Consider the following 18,206-nt stretch of genomic DNA (forward strand, 5'->3'; position numbering starts at 1 on the left):
TGACCTTTTGCACGGGCGATCCGCCAGAATGCGAGCACTGGCACTTTCCAAAAATTCGCCCGAGCCAAGGATCGAACCATGCATTCCTTTCTCGACGCCAAACTGATGGCCAAGGCGCTGCGCAAGGCTATGGCCGAGCGCCATGTCGAACTGTCCCACGCCGATTGTCTCGAAGTCGTTGCCCGGCAGTCCGGCCTTGCCGACTGGAACACGCTTGCGGCGCGCATCGCTGCCGCCACCGGTGATGGCGAGCTGACGCTGCCGCAAGACTGGCTCGTCATGGACAACACCGAGCGCAACAACTACCGGCTCGACCTCGATCCGGAGCAGCCCGGCACCGCACTGATCGAGAGCAGGTATGCTCGCGGCAAAGGCGTCGTGCTGGAGGACAAGCATTTCGGCACGCTGATGCAGAGCATACTCGCCGAGGACTATCGCGGTCAGAGCGTCAAGATCTCCGCCCTCGTCAGGACCGACGATGCCAATGCCGGTTCGATCTGGATGCGGGTCGATGGATCCAGAGGCCAGGTCCTTCGCTTCGACAACATGATCCCCCGCCGGAAGGACGGCGCCCTGAAGGGAACGAACGACTGGACGGAGTTGCAAGTTGTTCTCGATGTGCCGGAGGAGGCCGAGAGCATCCACTATGGCTTTCTGCTCATCGGCCACGGCCGTCTCTGGGGACGTGACTTCAGGATCGAGAAGATCCGAGATAATGTGCGGTCAACCTCGACCACCAGCTATCTGAAGCGTCCGGCGAACCTCAGCTTCACGGCTGGAAACGGCACCGCCGCCTGATCTCCTAGTGCCGGCGCCGTCATGATCAGCGGCGCCGGCATTTCCCGACCTGAGCTATTTCCGGAACTGCACCCATTCGTCGAGCGGCGCGCGGTCGGTGCGGAAGGTGCTTTCCGGCTTCGACGTGTCTTCGTGGCCGAGCGCCATGCCGCAGACCACCACCTCCTCCTCGGGAATGCCGAGCACCGGCCGGATCTGGCGGTGATAGGGCGCGAACGCTGCCTGCGGGCAGGTGTGCAGTCCCCGCGCCCGCGCTGCGATCATGATGTTCTGCAGGAACATGCCGTAGTCGATCCACGAGCCCTGGTTGAGCCTGCGGTCGATGGTGAAGATCATGCCCACCGGCGCATCGAAGAAGACGAAGTTGCGGTCGTGCTGGGCGCGCATGCGGTCGACGTCGCGGCGGCCGATGCCGAGCGTGCTGTAGAGCCCGAAGCCGTTGGCGCGGCGGCGGCCGAGATAGGGCTCGAAGAACTGGTCAGGATAGTATTTGTATTCGTCCCAGACGGCCTTTTCGGCACGCACGCCGGAATTCAGGATGGCGTCGCTGATGCCGCGCAGCGTCTCGCCCGAAGTCACATAGACTTTCCACGGCTGCATGTTGGTGCCGGAAGGCGCACGTGCGGCAACGTCGAGGATGTCCCTGATGACGCTGTCCTCGACCGGCGTCGGCAGGAAAGCGCGCACCGAGCGGCGCGACACGATGGCCTCATCAACGATATCGGTTTCGTCGTAGTGCTGCGGTTTTTGGTCCGGTGCCAGCATCAGCTGTCCCTATGGCATGGCTATTGTCGGATCGCCCCTCACCGCCCGTCCGAAACCGAGCCTTTGCACTCTCTCCCGGAGTCTCGCAAGAGAAACTTGCTGGACTATGAAAATGGGCTTGAATTTTTCACCGCAATGCCATCTCATGAAATTCTGCTTTGAAATTTCACGAGGCCGCATTTTGAGTCCCAACGCTACCGCCTCGCTGCGCAAGGACGGCAACGTCGCAGCCGATGTGCTCGCCAACGACCTGCGCGCGCTGCGCAAGTCGCGCGGGCTGACGTTGACGGAGATCGCGCTGAAGCTTGGCCGCTCGGTCGGCTGGGTCAGCCAGGTCGAACGCGGATTGTCGACGCCCTCGATCGGCGACCTCCGCGCCTTTGCCGAACTGTTTGGCGTGCCGATCAGCCTGTTCTTCGGCCATGAAGCCACCAATGACATCGAGCGTGGCGTCGTTGTCCGCTCCGGCCGGCGTCGGACGCTAGGCAGCAACGAATCCGGCCTGGTCGAAGAGCTCTTGTCGCCGGACCTCGGCGGCAGCTTCGAAATGCTGCGCTCGATTTTCGCGCCCGGCGCCGGCATGGCGAAGCCCGTGACGCGCCCCACCGAAGAGGCTGGCTACGTCGTCTCAGGCGGCTTCGACATCGAGATCGACGGCACCTGGCACAGCCTGGGCGAAGGCGACAGCTTCCGCTTCGACCACAAGCCATTCCGGTGGCGCAACCCCGGTTCGGTTCCGGCAGTGGTCATCTGGGTCGTATCGCCACCGGTTTACTGATTGCATTTTTGGGAGGAAAAGATGGCTGAGTTGCCGAGCACGGCCCGCGTGGTGATCATCGGCGGAGGCGCGGTCGGCGTCTCCTCGCTCTATCACCTCGCCAAGGCCGGCTGGACGGATTGCGTGCTGCTTGAGAAGAACGAGCTGACCTCCGGCTCGACCTGGCATGCCGCTGGCAACGTGCCCACCTTCTCCTCGTCCTGGTCGCTGATGAACATGCAGCGCTATTCGACCGAGCTTTATCGCGGGCTGGCGGCCGAAGTCGACTACCCGATGAACTACCACGTCACCGGCTCGATCCGCCTCGCCCACAGCAAGGAACGCATGCAGGAGTTCCAGCGCGCCAAGGGCATGGGCCGCTACCAGGGCATGGACATCGACGTCATAGGCCTCGACGAAATCAGGCGCCGCTACCCTTTCGTCGAGACGCATGATCTCAAGGGCGCGCTCTACGATCCCAGTGACGGCGACATCGACCCGGCGCAGCTGACCCAGGCGCTGGCCAAGGGCGCGCGCGACATGGGTGCGAAGATCATCCGCTTCTGCCCTGTCATTTCGGTCCGCCGCGACAAGGACGAATGGGTCGTTTCAACCGAAAAGGGCGACATCCGCTGCGAGAAGGTGGTGAACGCGGCCGGCTATCGTGCCGCCGAGGTTGGGAGAATGTTCGGCCGTGACGTGCCGATGATGGTGATGAGCCACCAGTACATCCTGTTCGACGAAATCCCCGAGCTGGCTGCATGGTCGCGGGAAGCAGGCCAAAAGCTGCCGCTGCTGCGCGACGTCGACACCTCCTACTATCTCCGCCAGGAGAAGAACGGCATGAATCTCGGCCCCTATGAGCGCAACTGCCGCGCCCATTGGGCAACGCCCGACGACCAGATGCCCGCGGATTTTTCCTTCCAGCTCTACCCCGACGATCTCGAGCGGCTGGAATGGTATCTCGACGACGCCGTCCGCCGCGTGCCGATCCTCGGCACTGCCGGCCTATCCAAGATCATCAACGGCCCCATCCCCTACGCCCCCGACGGCAATCCGCTGATCGGCCCGATGCCCGGCGTGCCAAATGCCTTCGAAGCCTGCGTCTTCACCTTCGGCATTGCCCAGGCCGGTGGCGCGGGCAAGGTGCTGGCCGAGTGGGTTACCAAGGGCGAGACCGAATGGGACATGTGGTCCTGCGACCCGCGTCGTTTCACTTCGTTTGCCTCAGCGCCCGACTACGCTGTCGCCAAGGGCATGGAGGTCTACGGCCACGAATACGCCATCCATTTCCCACGCCACGCCTGGCCGGCGGCACGTAACCGCAAGATCTCGCCCATCCACGACCGGATCGCCGCCCTCGGCGCGCAGTTCAACGCCTATAATGGCTGGGAACGCGCCACCTGGTACGCAAAGCCGGGCGACGACATCTCTGAAGAATCGACCCAGACTTTTACCCGCAGCGGCCCATGGGAAAAGAGAATCCGCGAGGAATGCCTCGCCGTCCGCGATGCCGCCGGCATCCTTGACCTGCCCGGCTTCTCCCGCTTCAACCTCGACGGCCCTGGGGCCGCCGCATGGCTTGAGACGCAAGTCACCGGTACGGTGCCCAAGGTCGGCCGCATCGGGCTGTGCTATTTCGCCGACGATCACGGCCGCATCGTCACCGAGATGTCGGTTATCAGGCATTCCGACGACCTGATGACACTGATAACCGCCGCCGTCGCCCAGTGGCACGACTTCGAATGGCTGAAGTCGCATATGCCTGCCGACGCCACCTTCAAGCTCATCGACCGCACCGAGGAATATTCGACGCAAATCCTCGCCGGGCCTAACTCCAGGAAAATCCTTGTCGAGGTCTGCGAGGCAGATCTCTCGGCACCGTGGCTGACGCATCAGGAAACCACCATCGCCGGGCGCTGGGCCAAGCTGGTGCGCGTCTCCTTCGCCGGCGAACTCGGCTGGGAGATCCACAGCAAGGTCGAGGACACGAGCGCCATCTTTGACGCGGTCTGGGCCGCCGGCAAGGCACATGGCCTGAAACCCTTCGGCATGTTCGCGCTCGACGCGCTGCGGCTGGAAAAGGGCTACCGCGCATGGAAGGGCGACCTTTCGACCGACTACACCATCCTGCAGGGCGGGCTCGAACGCTTCGTCAAATGGGACAAGGCAGACTTCCGTGGCAAGACGGCGCTGCTCAACGAAAAGCAGCAAGGTGTTTCGAAGCGTTTCGTCACGCTTGTCATCGACGCGCCGGGCGAATGCGATGCGCCCTACATGTCGACGCTCTGGCACAATGGCACAATTGTCGGTGAGACCACGTCAGGAGGATGGGGCCACAGGGTAGACAAATCGATCGCGCTGGGCATGCTGCGAACCGATCTGGCCGTGCCGGGCGTCACCATCGAAGTCGAGATTTTCGGGGAGCGCTTCAGCGCGACGGTCCAGCAGGATAGACCCTTGTGGGATCCCGAAAACGAAAGGCTACGCTCCTAATGACACTTCCCTTTTCCGATCGAGGCTTTGGCGCCTTCATGTTCGACATGGACGGCACCATCCTGAGCTCGATCGCATCGACTGAACGCGTCTGGACGGCCTGGGCGATCAAGCATGGCCTCGACGTGGAAAGCTTCCTGCCGACAATCCACGGCGTGCGGGCATATGAGACCATCCGCCGGTTGAACCTGCCCGGGGTCGACGTGATGACGGAGGTCGAGGAGCTGACCCAGGCCGAATTCGACGACATCGAGGGCATCGAACCCATCCTCGGCGCAGCACACTTCCTCAACGCCCTGCCGGTCGAGCGCTGGGCGATCGTGACCTCGGCGCCGCGCCGGCTGGCGCTCCGCAGGCTCGAGGCCGCCGGCTTGCCCGTGCCACCAATCATGGTCACCGGCGAGGACGTCGCCAACGGCAAGCCTGCCCCCGACTGCTTCCTGCTCGGCGCTCAGCGGCTCGGCCACAAGGCCGAGGACTGCCTGGTGTTCGAGGATGCGCCGGCAGGCATTCGCGCGGCGGAAGCCGCTGGCGCGCAGGTGCTGGTCATCACCGCCACCCACAATCATGCCGGCGGCACCCCGCATCCTTCGATTCCTGGCTACGGCGCACTGACGCCCCGGCTCGACGGCACGAGCAGGCTGACGCTCGCCCGTCTGGCGGCCTTGCAGGATGCAGGAGCCTGAGATGCCGAAACCATCCGCCCGCATCTCCGGCATCGTCCCGTCCGGCAAGGACGGCTGGGAAGTGCATTTCGCCGCCATGACACGCAAGCAGGCCGGCGAAGACATCATCATGCTGTCGGTCGGCGACCACGATTTCGATACGCCGTCGGAGACGGTCGAGGCCTGCGTCAACGCTGTGCGCGCTGGCTTCCACCACTACACGCAACTGCCCGGCCTACCGCGCCTGCGTGCCGCCATGGCCAGGATCTCGACGCGATGCACCGGCATCGACACCGTACTTTCCGAAATCATCGCCACGCCGGGGGGCCAGGCAGCACTCTACGCCGCGGTCCAGGCAACGCATGATCCGGGCGACCACGCCGTGGTCGTGGCGCCCTATTACGCCACCTACCCCGGCACCTTCCGCGCCGCCGGCGCCAGCTACACCGTCGTCGAGGCCCACGCATCAGATGGCTTCCAGCCGCGTGCCCAAGAGATCGAGAAGGCGCTGAAGCCCAACACGCGCTCGATCCTCATCAACACGCCGAACAACCCGACCGGTGCCGTCTATTCCAGGAAATGCCTGGAGGACATCGCCGAGCTTTGCATTCGGCGCGACCTCTGGCTGCTGTCGGACGAAGTCTATTGGACGCTCGGCGGCGGCGAGCATGTGTCGCCGCGCGCGCTGCCCGGCATGGCCGAGCGCACGCTCATCATCAACTCGATGTCCAAGAGCCACGGCATGACAGGCTGGCGCATCGGTTGGCTCACCGCCCCCGCCGATCTCGTTTCACTGGTCGTCAACCTCAACCTCGTCACCACCTACGGCCTGACCGACTTCGTCAGCCGCGCGGCGATCGAGGCGCTGGAGAACGATTTTGGCGTCGAGCAGATAGCAAGCACCTATGCCGGGCGTCGCACCTTGTTCATCGATCAGATGCGCGGGCTGAACAACGTCACCGTGCGCGGCTCGGAAGGCGGCATGTATGTCATGCTCGACGTCAGCGCCATCGAGCCCGACTGCGAGAAATTCGCCTGGGACCTGCTGGAGGCGGAAAAGGTCGCCGTCATGCCGGGCAAGAGCTTCGGCGACGCCGCCGCCGGTCACATCCGCATCAGCCTGTGCCAGCCCGACGACGTTCTAAGGGAGGCGGCCGGCCGCCTGAGGCGTTTCGCCAACAGCTACGAGAGGTCTGCCGCATGACCGAAATCCCCGCCCGTGCCCGCGCCGTCATCATTGGCGGCGGTGTGTCCGGCTGCTCCGTCGCCTATCACCTGGCGAAGCTCGGCTGGACCGACATCGTGCTTCTGGAGCGCAAGCAGCTCACATCAGGCACGACATGGCACGCGGCGGGGTTGATCGGGCAGTTGCGCGCCTCGCAGAACATGACACGGCAGGCGAAATATTCGGCCGACCTCTACGTCAAGCTGGAAGAAGAGACGGGCGTCGCCACCGGCATGCGCCAGGTCGGCTCGATCACGGTGGCGCTGACCGAGGAGCGCAAGCACGAGATCTACCGCCAAGCGTCGCTCGCGCGCGCCTTCAATGTCGACGTGCGTGAGATTTCGCCCAACGAAGTCAAGCAGATGTACCCGCATCTCAATGTCGCCGACGTGGTCGGTGCCGTGCATCTGCCACTCGACGGACAGTGCGATCCGGCCAACATCGCCATGGCGTTGGCCAAGGGCGCCAGGCAGCGCGGCGCGAAGATCGTAGAGAACGTCAAGGTCACCAAGGTCCACACGCAGGACGGCCGCGTCTCCGGCGTGGCATGGGCACAAGGCGGCGAACAGGGAACCATCGAGACCGACATCGTCGTCAACTGCGCCGGCATGTGGGCGCGCGAGCTTGGCGCCCAGAACGGCGTTACCATCCCGCTGCATGCCTGCGAGCACTTCTACCTCGTCACCGAAGCCATCCCTGGCCTTGGCCGCCTGCCGGTGCTGCGCGTGCCCGATGAATGCGCCTACTACAAGGAAGACGCCGGCAAGATGATGCTCGGCGCCTTCGAGCCCGTCGCCAAACCCTGGGGCATGGACGGCATCCGCGAGGATTTCTGCTTCGACCAGCTACCCGAGGACATGGACCATTTCGCGCCAATCCTCGAAATGGGCGTCAACCGCATGCCGATGCTGGAAACCGCTGGCATCCACACCTTTTTCAACGGTCCCGAAAGCTTCACACCCGACGACCGCTATTATCTCGGCGAAGCGCCGGAGTTGGGCGGCTACTGGGTCGCCGCCGGCTACAACTCTATCGGCATCGTCTCCTCAGGTGGTGCCGGCATGGCGCTGGCGCAATGGATCCATGACGGCGAGGCGCCCTTCGACCTCTGGGAGGTCGACATCCGCCGCGCCCAGCCATTCCAGAAGAACCGGCGTTATCTCAAGGAGCGCGTCTCGGAGACGCTCGGCCTGCTCTATGCCGACCACTTCCCCTACCGCCAGATGGCGACATCACGAAACATCAGGCGCTCGCCCCTGCACGAGCACCTGAAGGCGCGTGGTGCGGTGTTCGGCGAAGTCGCCGGCTGGGAGCGCGTCAACTGGTTTGCGAAAGAAGGCCAGGAGCGCGAGTACAGATACTCCTGGAAGCGCCAGAACTGGTTCGACAACCAGCGCGACGAGCACCTCGCCATTCGCAACGGCGTCGGCCTGTTCGACATGACGTCCTTCGGCAAGATCCGTATCGAAGGTCGCGACGCGCTGGCCTATCTCCAACGCCTCTGCGCCAACGACATCGACGTCGAGCCTGGAAAGATCGTCTACACCCAGATGCTCAACGCGCGCGGCGGCATCGAAAGCGACCTGACGGTCACGCGCCTTTCGCCAACGGCCTTCCTGGCCGTTGTCCCGGGGGCAACTCTGCAGCGCGACCTCGCCTGGTTCCGGAAACATCTTGGCGACGAGTTCGTCGTCATCATCGATGTGACGGCGTCCGAAAGCGTGCTCTGCCTGATGGGACCGCAGTCGCGCGAGCTGATCCAGAAGGTCAGCCCCAACGATTTCTCGAATGACAAAAATCCGTTTGGCAGCTGGCAGGAAATCGAGATCGGCATGGGCCTCGCCCGCGCCCATCGCGTCACCTATGTCGGCGAACTCGGCTGGGAGCTCTATGTGTCGACCGACCAGGCGGCGCATGTTTTCGAGGCGATCGAGGAGGCCGGAGCCGATCTCGGGCTGAAACTCTGCGGCCTGCACACCCTCGATTCCTGCCGCATCGAAAAGGCATTTCGCCATTTCGGCCACGACATCACCGACGAGGACCATGTGCTGGAAGCCGGGCTCGGCTTTGCGGTCAAGACCGGCAAGGGCGACTTCATCGGCCGCGATGCGGTGCTGCGCAAGCGTGACACGCGCCTCGCCCGCCGTCTGGTCCAGTTCCGGCTCACCAACCCTGAGCCGCTTCTGTTCCACAACGAGGCCATCGTCCGCGACGGCAGGATCGTCGGCACGATCACGTCGGGCAATTATGGCCACCATCTCGGTGGCGCCATCGGGCTCGGTTATGTGCCTTGCGCCAACGAGACTGAGGCAGACGTGCTCGGTTCCCGCTACGAGATCGAGATCGCCGGCGAACGTTTTGCCGCCGAAGCCTCGCTGAAGCCGATGTACGATCCCAAGGCCGAACGCGTGCGCATGTAGCCGCCCCTTACAAAATCGCCCGCGCTGACATATTCAGTCGGAGGCGAATTTCATGCGGCGAGGCCGGGCAGTGACGAAAAAGCAGCGACGCACCTCGTGGGGCGACTTCAAGGCGGCCGATTTCACCGGTCTCGATCCAGAAGCGACGATCGCGGTCATCCCTGTCGCGGCCATCGAGCAGCACGGCCCGCATTTGCCCGTCTCGACCGACCTCTCGATCATGGAAGGCATGCTGGCCGAAACTTTCACCCACCTGCCCGACGATCTCGACGCCCGCTTCCTGCCGATCCAGGCAGTCGGCAAATCCGACGAGCACATCCAGGCGCCCGGCACGCTCAGCCTGCCGGCCAACATGCTGGTCGACGCCTGGACCGAACTCGGCGCCTCGATCGCCCGTGCGGGCGTCCGCAAGTTCGTGTTCGTCACCTCGCATGGCGGCAACGAAGAGGTGATGGGCATCGTCTCGCGCGAACTGCGGGTGCGCTTCGACGCCCTGTCGGTGCGCTCGAGTTGGGGCCGCTTCGGCACGCCCGACGGCCTCTACCCCGCCCGCGAGATCCAGCTCGGCATCCATGGCGGCGATGTCGAGACCTCGCTGATGCTGCATTTCCGCCCTGAACTGGTCGAGATGGCCAAGGCCCAGGACTTTGCCTCGAGCTTCGAGCGCACCGAGGCCGAATTCGACCTGCTTCGCTCACATGGCCCACATGGCTTCTCGTGGATCGCGAGCGATCTCAACCAGCATGGCGTGGTCGGCAATGCGCTCGCCGCCACCGCCGAGAAAGGCCAGTTGACGGCCACGCATCAGGCCAAGGGGTTCGTGCGCCTGCTGCAGGACATCCGCAAGGCCAGGCTGGCCGACTGGATCGCCTGAAGGCTTTCACACGGCTACGCCACTTCAGTAGCCCTCATGGTGAGCCTGTCGAACCACGAGGGCGCCAGGCGCGCCAAGTTCTGCACGTCCCAAAACCTATGGTTGGACAGGCTCACCATGAGGTTTTGGAGTGCCCGTCATCGACGATCTAAACCTCCAGCCCGAACGGCACGCCCTCGAAGCAATCCGCACCGCGGCCGATGGCGGCGATCGCCGTCACCATGCGCCCGTTGCGTCCCAGAATCTGGTCCGCCACCGCAATCAGCCGTGGATTGGGCGTCGCCGTTGGTGAAAGTTTCCGCAACTGCAGGGCAAGCTCCGTCTCGTCGCGCGACGGATCGAATGCCGCAGCGATAATGTAGGCCGACGCCGTCGACCGGCTCACACCAGCCCAGCAATTGATCGCCAGCGGCCACGAGCGGTCCCAGGCGCGGGCAAAGTCAAGCAATTGCCGCACATGCACCTCGCCGGGCAGCGTCATGCCGTCCTGCTCGGCCGATATATCGTGCATGTTCATCAAAAGGTGATTCTCGACGCGGATCGACACTGGCCGCGTCATTTCCGTTCCGGCCGACAGCAGCGAGACCAGCCGCTCCGCGCCGATGCGCGCGACTGTCTCGTCGACCTTCGAAAGCGGGCAGACAAAGATCACCGCGCAGCCTCCTTCTTCGCCGTTTCCCGGTCCTGCGCCCAGTCACCCAAGGCCACGTCAAGCCGCCGCCACTCGACCTCGTGGCCCGGCAGGCCACAGCGCAACTGGGTCGGTCGATCGGCGAAACTGCGCACAAGGATACCCTCGCGCCCCAGTGCCTTGAACAGCCCGGCGGCATCGGGAATGTCGACATGGCGGAACAGCGACGTGCCACCGGTGACGATCACGCCGGCGCGGGCAAAGGCCTGGTCGAGACGATGCGCGGCATGCGCCAGTGTCGTCCGCATCTCACGCTGCCAGTCAGCATCCGACAGTGCCTTGATGCCATATTCGAGCGACGGCACGGCCACCGACCAAGGCCCCAGCTCCTCCTCCAGTCGACCGGCAATATCCGGGTGTGCCAGCGCGAAGCCGAGACGGATGCCGGCCAGCCCGTAGAACTTGCCGAAGGAGCGCAGCACCACCAGGCCACCCATCTCGACGTCGCCGGCGAGGCTCTGCGCCTGCGGGCCGACATCCATGAACGCCTCGTCGACGACCAGAAGCCCACCGCGGGCGCGCAGGCTGGCGGCCAGTTCAAGCAGGTCCTTGCGCTGCACGACACGGCCGTCGGGGTTGTTCGGATTGACCACGACGGCGAGGTCGGCGTCGAAAAGCTGCCCGAAATCGCGCGTTTCGGCCACCTGATGACCGGCGATTGCAGCGGCGCGGGCGTGTTCCTGATAAGTCGGCCCGAGCACGAAGGCACGGCCGGGCCGCACCAGCGAGGCAATGCGCGGCAAAAGGATCTGCGTGCCCGGCGCCGGCACCATATGGGCGGCCGAGGGCGCGCCATAAGCGCTGGCAGCGACCGCTGCGAGGTCGCGCGCGCGTCCCGGCTCGGGCAGGCGCGACAAGGCTGTGGCAGGCAGCTCGAAAAGCGGATAGGAGTTCGGATTGATCCCGGTCGACAAGTCGACGAATGGCTCGGGCGCTCCCGGAAACAGCGCCCTCGCCCGTTCCAGGCTGCCGCCGTGGTCCACGGTCCCTGTCCTACGTCCTGCAAGAAGCGTCATGTCTTTTCCGCTCGCCTTCCTGTCGCTTCTGGTTGAACTCGGTCTGGGCTACCCGGACCGGCTTGTCCGCAAGATTGGTCATCCGGTGATCTGGATCGGCAAGCTGATATCCTTTCTCGACACCAGCCTCAACCGAGCCACCGATACCGACGCCGTGCGCCGCATCTGGGGCGTGGCGGCATTGGTCGTCATCGTCACAGTGCCCGCCACGATCGCCTTCGTCATAGAACGCCTGTTCGGCCTCCTGCCCCTCGGCATGCTCTTGACCGCCATCGCCGCGTCCAGCCTCGTCGCCCAACGCAGCCTCGGCAGCCATGTGAAGGCGGTCGCCGACGCGCTCGACAGCGGCGGCATCGTTGCTGGCCGCAAGGCCGTGTCGCAGATCGTCGGCCGCGACCCCGAGCGTCTCGACGAAGCAGGCGTTAGCCGTGCCGCCATCGAGAGCCTGGCCGAAAACTTCTCCGACGGCATCACCGCACCCGCCTTCTGGCTCGCCATCGGTGGTTTCGCCGGCGGTGCCGCCTACAAAGCCGCCAACACTGCCGATTCGATGATCGGCCACCGCACCAGCCGCCACGAAGCCTTCGGCTGGGCCGCAGCCCGTTTCGACGACCTCATCAACCTGCCGGCCTCACGCCTGACCGCGCTCGCCATCGTGCTCGCCGCCTACTTCGTACCTGGCGCCGATCCCAAGGCCGCCTGGGATGCCGTCTGGCGCGATGCCCAAAAACATCGTTCACCCAATGCCGGCTGGCCCGAGGCCGCAATGGCCGGCGCGCTCGGCCTCGCCCTTGCCGGCCCGCGCGCCTACGGCGGCGTGATGGTCGAGGACGCCTTCATGGGCGCGGGCGGCCGCCGTGACGCCAATGCCGGGGATATCCGTTCGGCACTTCGCCTCTACTGGACCGCCGACGCCATCCTGGTCGGCGCCATCGGCCTGATCGGCTTCGCCATCTGGCTCTGACACAGCGGCGCTAGAACTCGATTCCCTTCTGCGCCTTCACGCCGGCCGAGAAATGGTGCTTGGTCGCGCCCATCTCGGTGACGAGGTCGGCGGCCTCAACCAGCGCCGGCTTGGCGTTGCGGCCGGTGACCACGACATGCAAGCCTTCGCGGCGATTCCTCAGCGTCGCCACGACCGCCTCCAGATCGAGATAGTCATAGCGCAGCGCAATGTTGAGCTCGTCGAGCAAGACGAGCGAAATGCTGGGGTCGGCCAGCAACTCCTGCGCCTTTGCCCAGGCGGCTTCGGCGGCGGCGATGTCGCGCTTGATGTCCTGCGTCTCCCAGGTGAAACCCTCACCCATCGTGTGCCAGACGACGCGGTCGCCGAAGGCGGCGAATGCGTCCTGCTCGCCGGAATGCCAGGCGCCCTTGATGAACTGCACGACGCCGACGCGCTGGCCATAACCAAGCATGCGCAGCGCCAGCCCAAAGGCAGCCGTCGACTTGCCCTTGCCGGGCCCAGTGTTGACGATCAAAAGCCCCTTCTCGACGATGGTCTTGCCGGCGACCTCGGCATCCTGAACCGCCTTGCGCTTGGCCATCTTGGCCTTGTGGCGTTCGGCTTCCTGCTCGTCGATCGTCTTCATCATTTCACCTTCATCGGCAGGCCGGCGACAAGAAACAGCACCTCGTCGGCCACGGCCGCGACCTTCTGATTGAGCCTGCCCGCATCGTCGCGAAAACGGCGGGCCAGCGCATTGTCGGGCACGATGCCGAGCCCGACCTCGTTGGAGACCACGAACCAAGGCCCACGCGGCCGCGACAGCGCCCCGACGAGCGCCGCACATTCGGCCTCGACGTCATGATCGGCCAGCATATGATTGGTAAGCCAAAGCGTCAGGCAGTCGACCAAAACAGGCCCGCCATCAGGCAGGCTGGCAAGTGCGCCCACCAGATCCAGCGGCGCGTCGAGCGTCCGCCAGCCCTCGCCTCGGCGGCCGCGATGGATCGAAATGCGCTCGCGCATCTCGTCGTCATAAGCCTGCGCCGTGGCGATGTACGTCCACGGCGCAGGAGATTGGGTGATGAGCCGCTCGGCTTGCGCGCTCTTGCCGGAGCGCGCACCGCCGAGCAGGAAGGTCAGCTTCTCAGGCAAGGCGGCCGTTCAGCGACGGTGCCGGCTCGCTCATGAAGCGATTGCGCACGTAGCCCGCCACCGCGCCCAGCACGACCCAGAACACCAGGTTGGTGATGGTGACGGCGACGACGAAGCTGTGGTGCAGGTCTGCCGGGATCGGCGATTCATGGCTTTCCGGCTGCGGCGCACCAACGATATGCGGCGCAACGATCAGCGCGACGCCGAGGATCGCCAGCGGCAGCGACTGCTTGAAGGCGATCAGCGCGAGGCCAGCCGCGGTTGCGACGACAGTCAGCGTCCACCAGATCTGGCGTGCGCCAAGATCGGCGGCCGGCATCGCCGGCAGTTCCGGCGGCAGGCCAAGACCGGGAGCCAGGGTGAACACGGCAAAGCCGGCGAAACCCCAGAACACACCCTGGCGCCAGTTGGCGATGCCACCGGCAAACTCGGAAACGGCGACCAGGATCAGGCCGAAAGCAATGCCGCTGACGATGTTGGCGAGAGCCGAATAGGCAAAACGCTCGGCGCCGTCGGCCGGAGCCCAGGCTTCGGCTTCTTCTTCGGCGGGAGCCGCAGCCTGTGCCGCCGGTGCAGCGGCTTCGGTTCCGGCCGCAGGGGCGGTCGCCTCAGTGCCGGCAACTGGTGCCGCGGCATGCTCATGGCCGCCGCCGGCGTTCTCATAGGTCTCCGCCTTGAGGATCAGCGGGACGGTTGCATAGGTCTGGAGTGCGGCAAGGACCACGCCGGCCAATAGCCCGCTGATCGCCGCGATGAACACGACGTTTCTGAAGATGGACATTGTTGGATCGCCTTGGTTAGTGGCAGGGGAAAGCCATCGAGTGGCGATAGTCGTGGGCAGCATTGTGCACCACGTCCATATGCGAGAACCCGAGGAAGCCAACAACGAAAAGGCCGAGCAGCGCGGCAAGCGCCAGCTGCATGCTACGCGACTGCGAAGAGACGTCGGTGCCGAGAGCAGAAACAGTGTTCATCATAAGTCCTTTCGCCCTCCACCCGAGGGCACAGAGATAAGTGCCTGTCGCCGGCAGGTCTCCTGGCTTGCGGATCGGCACCCTTCCCCGCCTTCCCGAAGCAAGCTTCAGTGGCATTTGGGGAGAGCTAACCGCATACAGTTGCGGGGGCAGCCACGGCTTCGGACCTTCAAATGGCCCTTACCGCATTCCCTCTTGATTCCGTAACGGAACCGACGACGCCGCAACTATAGAAACAAATGGCTTGGGCGGCAAACCAAATTCCGACGCCGCCGCGCTCGAAAGCGGCGTTCCGGCGATCATCCGCGAGCCACGATTCGCTCGGCCACCAGATGCTGAAGCCGCCACAGATGCCGGTCGTGGATCGCCCGCTGCTCGAGATTGCTGACCACATTATAGAGGTAGTCCGCAGCCGAACCCCAATGGCCGCATGTCGTCGCCAGCCGCTCCGCCACCGCGTCCTCACCCAGCGCGCCGGCATAGGCGTGGCCTTTGCGGTTGATGACGAAGGCGAGCGCGGTCAACGGGCCTTCGTCAGTGGTAAGGTTCAGCCAGCGCGGCTTGTAGGTCGACGGCTTCAGCGTCATCTCGCGGCGAAACAGCTTGTCCAGCTGCTCGCGGCGGTCGCCGTCCGTCAGCCTGAGCGCCACGCCCTTGCACTGGCCGCCGCGATCCATGCCCATCATCAGTCCGGGCTCAGCCTTTGTGGCGCGCCAGCGGGTCATGTTGATGCAGAACGAACGGTGCCAGCCGCGCGCCAGCGCCACCCTTTCGTCGGTATGTTCCACCTCGGGCTTCCAGATCAGCGAGCCATAGGCAAACAGCCAAAGGGGTCCATTGCCGGGATGCGCGGCAAGCGTCTCGTCGATCATCACCTCATAGTCGGCGTCGTCGAGATGCATCGCATCGGGGTCAGGGCCTGTGTCGGCAACCTCGCGATGGCAACGCGCCACCAGCTCTTCGGTCAGCGCCATCTTTCGTCCGCTCATGCCCGCCCCATCAATTGCTTAACCCTGTGCACGACAGACAGTTCTGCTCTCTTCCGCCCCGCTTCAACCATGATAGTGCTGCATGGGCGCTGCAACACCCGAAAACGCAGAAGCGAACAACATGACGATGCAACCGAACCCCGACCAGATCAAAGCACCTTCTCGGCGCGTATCGGTCATCGACATCGCCCGCGGCGTAGCCCTGATCGCCATGGCGATCTACCACTTCGCCTGGGACCTCGAATTCTTCGGTTATGCCGACCCTGGCATGACCGCCTATGGCAACTGGAAGCTGTTCGCCCGCTGCATCGCCTCGAGCTTCCTGTTCCTCGTCGGTGTCAGCCTGGTGCTGGCACATGCCAAGGGCATCCGCTGGCCCGGCTATTTCAGGCGGCTCGCCATGGTGGCGGCGGCGGCACTGGTGATCACCGTCGCCACCTGGTTCGCCACGCCCGACACCTTCATCTTCTTCGGCATCCTGCATCATATCGCGCTCGCAAGCGTGCTTGGCCTCGCCTTCCTGCGCGTTCCGCCGGTGTTGACGCTGGTCGCCGCCGCCCTTGTCGTCATCGCCCCCCAGTACCTGCGCTCCGAAGCGTTCAATCACCCTGCTTTGGTCTGGATCGGCCTTTCCACCGCCAACCCGCGCTCCAACGATTTCGTCCCGCTGTTCCCCTTCTTCGGCGCGGTGCTGGCTGGCATCGGTGTCGCCGGGCTGGCGCTCAGGGCAGGACTGATCGGAAAAATGTCGCGGCTGCAGCCCGGCGCCTGGTCGCGGCCCCTCTCCTTCTTCGGTCGCCACAGCCTTGCCTTCTACCTCATCCACCAGCCGGTGATGATCTCGCTGGTCTGGCTCTTCGCCCAGGTCTTTCCGGCCCCGGTCGAAACCCGCGAGGTCACTTTCCTGAAATCCTGCCAGGTTTCCTGCGAGCAGAGCCGCGACACCGATTTCTGCTCGCGCTACTGTGTCTGCATGCTCGACGAGTTGCAGAAGGATGATTCGTTCGATCGGCTCTATGCCTCCGACCAGAGCCCCGAGCTCAGGGCGCACGTCGCGCAGACAGCAGCGATGTGCACGGCCAACACCGACAGCCAGATGATACCAGGAGGAGTGCAGTGACCAACCCCAACGCCGCCCCCAGCCGGGTGCCATGGCCGCCGATCCTCTATCTCGCAGCGATCGTGGTGGCGGCGGTGCTCGGGCTGCTCTACCCCTTGCCGTGGATCACCGAACCGCTGTCGGACCTGCTTTTTGCCGCCGGCTGGCTGGCAGTCGCCAGCGTTGTTGCGATCTATTATTCAGCCATGCAGACACTGAAGCGGGCCAAGACCACCATCCGCCCCGACAGGCCGTCCGAGCATCTGGTCACGTCGGGCGCCTTCTCCTTCACCCGCAACCCGATCTATTTCGCCAACACGCTGCTGATGATCGCCATCGGGCTGATCACCGCCAATGTCTGGTTCCTGGCGCTGGCGCTCATTGCCGCCTTTGCCACGCAAAAGCTCGCCATCATGCCAGAGGAAAAGCACCTGCAGGCCCGTTTCGGCAAGAAATACATCGACTACGCGAAGAAGGTCCGGCGCTGGATCTAACCGGTGACGGTGGTCGCTTCGCTTCGGCGGAAACTGCTCGTCCCGTAGACAGCAATGATCGCCAGCGCAAACACCAGCCATAAGATCAAGCCGATCCATTGATGCTGGGCCGCATCGCCGCCTTCAAACACGCGGCCGAGAAATCGGACGCTGTTCTGATGCGATGCATGCATCAGGATCGCCGGCAGCACGCTTCCGGCCGAGTTCTGGTACAGCCATGTGAACACCACCGCCGCTGCCATGACGTTGAGCGCGCTGGAAATGCTGTAGTCATTCAGCAGCACCAGCGGCAGGTGCCAGGCCGTCCAGATCACCCCGAGCACCAGGCTGGCGTTCAGCGCTCCCCGTTCGCCGAGAAGCAAGGGCAGCGCAAAGCCCCGCCATCCCGGCTCCTCGCCGAGCGGACCGCTGAAAACCAGAAGCAGCGCGACCATGACGGCGATTTCGGTAATCGCTGGAACGTTCGACCAGTTCGGCGGCATCGAGCCGAACATCCGGTTGAGCAAGATCGCCAGCAGTTGCATCGCCACCGGCATGCCGATTGCCACCAGGTACCACACCGGCGGCACGCGCCACTGCACTACCGACGCAAGCAGGGCACGGACCTTCAGCCAGCCGCCTAGGACAGCCGAGATGACGATGGCAGCGACAAACGGGCCGAAGGTGAACCAGGCGATAGCTTCGCCGCCGGCCTGATAGAACGGAATGAAGGCTATCCAGGTGATCGCGAATGCCAGCACCGTGAAGCTCACGACCGGCCAGTCGCGAACCATCCTGACGAGCATCGACATTGGAGCCACTCCCGAGGGGTAGCCGACCATACCACACTGCCGTTGGCGAGT

19 protein-coding genes and 1 riboswitch are annotated in these 18,206 nt (G+C 64.4%); of the genes, 10 read left to right on the plus strand and 9 right to left on the minus strand.

The window, feature by feature from the left end:
• Positions 1–78 precede the first annotated feature (78 nt).
• Positions 79–798, plus strand: a complete 720-nt coding sequence (locus ACSQ3E_RS00735) for a glyoxalase superfamily protein (protein ID WP_436121223.1) — start codon at positions 79–81, stop codon at positions 796–798.
• 54 nt (positions 799–852) lie between these two features.
• On the opposite strand, the gene ACSQ3E_RS00740 is transcribed toward ACSQ3E_RS00735, so the two are convergent.
• Positions 853–1,563 (minus strand): nitroreductase, encoded by a 711-nt coding sequence (locus tag ACSQ3E_RS00740; protein WP_310317599.1) that lies wholly within the window; start codon positions 1,561–1,563, stop codon positions 853–855.
• A gap of 235 nt (positions 1,564–1,798) precedes the next feature.
• Here ACSQ3E_RS00740 and ACSQ3E_RS00745 point away from each other — a divergent pair, with 235 nt between their 5' ends.
• From ACSQ3E_RS00745 to ACSQ3E_RS00770, 6 genes are all read left to right on the plus strand, one after another.
• A complete protein-coding gene (locus ACSQ3E_RS00745; protein ID WP_436121951.1) occupies positions 1,799–2,341 on the plus strand; it encodes a helix-turn-helix domain-containing protein in 543 nt (180 codons plus the stop codon).
• A gap of 21 nt (positions 2,342–2,362) precedes the next feature.
• Positions 2,363–4,816: a GcvT family protein gene (locus tag ACSQ3E_RS00750; protein ID WP_436121224.1), complete on the plus strand. Its 2,454-nt coding sequence runs from the start codon at positions 2,363–2,365 to the stop codon at positions 4,814–4,816.
• Positions 4,816–5,502: an HAD-IA family hydrolase gene (locus ACSQ3E_RS00755; protein ID WP_436121225.1), complete on the plus strand. Its 687-nt coding sequence runs from the start codon at positions 4,816–4,818 to the stop codon at positions 5,500–5,502. The genes ACSQ3E_RS00750 and ACSQ3E_RS00755 overlap by 1 nt, the downstream gene beginning before the upstream one ends.
• Position 5,503: 1 nt before the next feature.
• Entirely contained in the window at positions 5,504–6,685 is a 1,182-nt protein-coding gene (locus ACSQ3E_RS00760) for a pyridoxal phosphate-dependent aminotransferase (RefSeq protein WP_436121226.1), read from the plus strand.
• The gene (locus tag ACSQ3E_RS00765) at positions 6,682–9,126 is read left to right on the plus strand and encodes a GcvT family protein (protein ID WP_436121227.1); all 2,445 of its coding nucleotides are present in this window, start codon (positions 6,682–6,684) and stop codon (positions 9,124–9,126) included. The genes ACSQ3E_RS00760 and ACSQ3E_RS00765 overlap by 4 nt, the downstream gene beginning before the upstream one ends.
• Positions 9,127–9,196: 70 nt before the next feature.
• Entirely contained in the window at positions 9,197–10,000 is an 804-nt protein-coding gene (locus ACSQ3E_RS00770) for a creatininase family protein (RefSeq protein ID WP_436121228.1), read from the plus strand.
• A gap of 148 nt (positions 10,001–10,148) precedes the next feature.
• On the opposite strand, the gene ACSQ3E_RS00775 is transcribed toward ACSQ3E_RS00770, so the two are convergent.
• Together ACSQ3E_RS00775 and cobD are read right to left on the minus strand one after the other, a co-directional pair.
• Positions 10,149–10,652 (minus strand): tyrosine phosphatase family protein, encoded by a 504-nt coding sequence (locus tag ACSQ3E_RS00775; RefSeq protein WP_436121229.1) that lies wholly within the window; start codon positions 10,650–10,652, stop codon positions 10,149–10,151.
• A complete protein-coding gene (cobD, locus tag ACSQ3E_RS00780; protein WP_436121230.1) occupies positions 10,649–11,707 on the minus strand; it encodes a threonine-phosphate decarboxylase CobD in 1,059 nt (352 codons plus the stop codon). The genes ACSQ3E_RS00775 and cobD overlap by 4 nt, the downstream gene beginning before the upstream one ends.
• On the opposite strand from cobD, the gene cbiB reads away from it, so the two are divergent.
• Positions 11,706–12,671 carry an adenosylcobinamide-phosphate synthase CbiB gene (gene cbiB / locus ACSQ3E_RS00785; protein WP_436121231.1) on the plus strand — a complete coding sequence of 322 codons (966 nt, stop codon included), beginning with the start codon at positions 11,706–11,708 and terminating at the stop codon, positions 12,669–12,671. The genes cobD and cbiB overlap by 2 nt on opposite strands.
• A gap of 10 nt (positions 12,672–12,681) precedes the next feature.
• Here cbiB and cobO read toward each other — a convergent pair whose 3' ends face one another.
• From cobO to ACSQ3E_RS00810, 5 genes are all read right to left on the minus strand, one after another.
• The gene (gene cobO / locus ACSQ3E_RS00790) at positions 12,682–13,299 is read right to left on the minus strand and encodes a cob(I)yrinic acid a,c-diamide adenosyltransferase (RefSeq protein ID WP_436121952.1); all 618 of its coding nucleotides are present in this window, start codon (positions 13,297–13,299) and stop codon (positions 12,682–12,684) included.
• On the minus strand, positions 13,299–13,808 hold the full coding sequence (cobU, locus tag ACSQ3E_RS00795; RefSeq protein WP_436121232.1) for a bifunctional adenosylcobinamide kinase/adenosylcobinamide-phosphate guanylyltransferase: 510 nt from the start codon (positions 13,806–13,808) through the stop codon (positions 13,299–13,301). The genes cobO and cobU overlap by 1 nt, the downstream gene beginning before the upstream one ends.
• Positions 13,801–14,589: a CbtA family protein gene (locus tag ACSQ3E_RS00800; protein ID WP_436121233.1), complete on the minus strand. Its 789-nt coding sequence runs from the start codon at positions 14,587–14,589 to the stop codon at positions 13,801–13,803. Before ACSQ3E_RS00800 ends, cobU begins: the two co-directional genes overlap by 8 nt.
• Positions 14,590–14,605: 16 nt before the next feature.
• Positions 14,606–14,782 (minus strand): CbtB domain-containing protein, encoded by a 177-nt coding sequence (locus ACSQ3E_RS00805; protein WP_067960811.1) that lies wholly within the window; start codon positions 14,780–14,782, stop codon positions 14,606–14,608.
• 35 nt (positions 14,783–14,817) lie between these two features.
• Positions 14,818–15,014, minus strand: a riboswitch (cobalamin riboswitch).
• Positions 15,015–15,081: 67 nt separating this feature from the next.
• Entirely contained in the window at positions 15,082–15,771 is a 690-nt protein-coding gene (locus tag ACSQ3E_RS00810; protein ID WP_436121234.1) for a gamma-glutamylcyclotransferase, read from the minus strand.
• A 121-nt stretch (positions 15,772–15,892) separates the two neighbouring features.
• Between ACSQ3E_RS00810 and ACSQ3E_RS00815 the strand changes: the two genes are divergently transcribed.
• Positions 15,893–16,891, plus strand: coding sequence for a DUF1624 domain-containing protein (locus tag ACSQ3E_RS00815; RefSeq protein WP_436121235.1), 999 nt, complete (start codon positions 15,893–15,895; stop codon positions 16,889–16,891).
• Positions 16,888–17,364, plus strand: coding sequence for a methyltransferase family protein (locus ACSQ3E_RS00820; protein WP_436121236.1), 477 nt, complete (start codon positions 16,888–16,890; stop codon positions 17,362–17,364). Before ACSQ3E_RS00815 ends, ACSQ3E_RS00820 begins: the two co-directional genes overlap by 4 nt.
• Here ACSQ3E_RS00820 and ACSQ3E_RS00825 read toward each other — a convergent pair.
• Positions 17,361–18,155 (minus strand): CPBP family intramembrane glutamic endopeptidase, encoded by a 795-nt coding sequence (locus ACSQ3E_RS00825; RefSeq protein ID WP_436121237.1) that lies wholly within the window; start codon positions 18,153–18,155, stop codon positions 17,361–17,363. The genes ACSQ3E_RS00820 and ACSQ3E_RS00825 overlap by 4 nt on opposite strands.
• Positions 18,156–18,206: the final 51 nt, after the last annotated feature.

Origin of the sequence: Aminobacter sp. LjRoot7 (assembly GCF_964252895.1) — a bacterium.
Taxonomy (GTDB): Bacteria; Pseudomonadota; Alphaproteobacteria; order Rhizobiales; family Rhizobiaceae; genus Aminobacter; species Aminobacter aminovorans_B.